3 protein-coding genes are annotated in these 1,271 nt (G+C 47.4%); all 3 read left to right on the plus strand.

Going from position 1 to position 1,271, the window contains the following annotated elements:
* The coding region (locus ACQCLF_RS15985) for a hypothetical protein (protein WP_426989082.1) at positions 1-711 on the plus strand (711 nt) is incomplete at its 5' end.
* Positions 712-724: 13 nt separating this feature from the next.
* On the plus strand, positions 725-1,060 hold the full coding sequence (locus ACQCLF_RS15990; protein ID WP_426989083.1) for a hypothetical protein: 336 nt from the start codon (positions 725-727) through the stop codon (positions 1,058-1,060).
* A gap of 11 nt (positions 1,061-1,071) precedes the next feature.
* A partial coding sequence (locus tag ACQCLF_RS15995; RefSeq protein WP_426989085.1) for a hypothetical protein occupies positions 1,072-1,271 on the plus strand: 200 nt, incomplete at its 3' end.

A 1,271-nucleotide genomic window follows, 5' to 3' on the forward strand; every position in this document is an offset into this window, starting at 1 on the left:
CAAACCATCAGTGACCGCCAGCGCGATGCCATTATGGCCAGCAATCGACAAATGCTGTTTACGCAACAATACATGCAACAGTTTGTGCGCAACATGCTCAACCAGCGCCAGACCGCGTATGCGTATGTCGAGAACAGCGGAGATATTGTTGTGGCTCACTTTGATGTCGAGGCGTTTGAGGCGGGTACCACTGGAGGTGGAGCCGCTAATGATTCTAGTGTAGGTACAGGCAACAGCCACAGCGACGACAGCGAATCCCGGAATGGGAGGGGGACGTCGTTGGATGAGGAAAACGTTCAAAAGAGAGATAACAATAAAGAAACTGATACCTCGAAGCTCCGAAATTTTGGCGAATCCCTTTGGGACAACATTACGGATCTACGGTTGAACGCTAATGCGGGGGCTGCATTCGGTGGTTTAGGAGCAAATCTATCAGCTTCCAGAGAAATTGATGGTGATAACCCCTCTGTCAGAGCAGCTTGGGCTTCGGGGCTTGGAGCTTTTGGTGGCGCAATGCTTGAGGGGTCACCAATTTCATTTGGCGAAATTGGAGATGTTAATCAGTCAGTAAACTTAAGTATTGGAGTTGGTTTCGCAGCGCAACTTACGATTAAGTGGAGTCATAGTGGATTTCAATTCAGTTCAGCAATTGGCGGAGGCTTTGGGTTAAAGGCCAATATTGTTGATTTCGGGTATTCTAAAGATCTATAACAGGGGATCTGTTATGAAAGCGTTTCTAGGTTTTTTTTCTGTAGCCATAGTTTTGTCCGCTTTGGTGATGCTTCCAATTTACTTCATAACTTTAAGGAAGTTTATTGAAATAATGGAGTCGGATTTTCCCGGAGATTGGGTAAAAATTGGATCGCCGCGACTTGATGGATCTATGAATGTTCGTGGGTCTTGGTTGCTCGTTCGCTACCTTTATTCTGGAAGTTACAAAAGCACTGGGAGTGATACTGTGATTAAACATGGTGATCGCGCCAAATTTCTTTTGATGGCAGGGATGTTGTTTTTTTTGGTTTTTGTAGCGGTTACAGGGTTTGGAAGCTTGTATTATTAAAGTAAATAATAGTGCTTAATAACGACACCCTCTGGGTGCAGGGAGACCACCTTATCAACGAGCGGGGCCAACTGACCCACGAGCTCTTTGGCAACGGCGTGGTGACCGCCCGAGGCTACACCCCGAGCACGGGCCGACTGCAAAGCATTACCAGTGGGCGACTGACCGACAACAACACCTTGAACCGGCTCAACGGCGATATTCAGGCGCT

The sequence above is a fragment of the Marinimicrobium sp. ARAG 43.8 genome, from assembly GCF_050113635.1.
Classification (GTDB): domain Bacteria; phylum Pseudomonadota; class Gammaproteobacteria; order Pseudomonadales; family Cellvibrionaceae; genus Marinimicrobium.

Bases quoted from the DNA above. Each gene is read 5' to 3' on its own strand.
- ACQCLF_RS15990 (WP_426989083.1), top strand. From the start codon at position 725: ATGAAAGCGTTTCTAGGTTTTTTTTCTGTAGCCATAGTTTTGTCCGCT.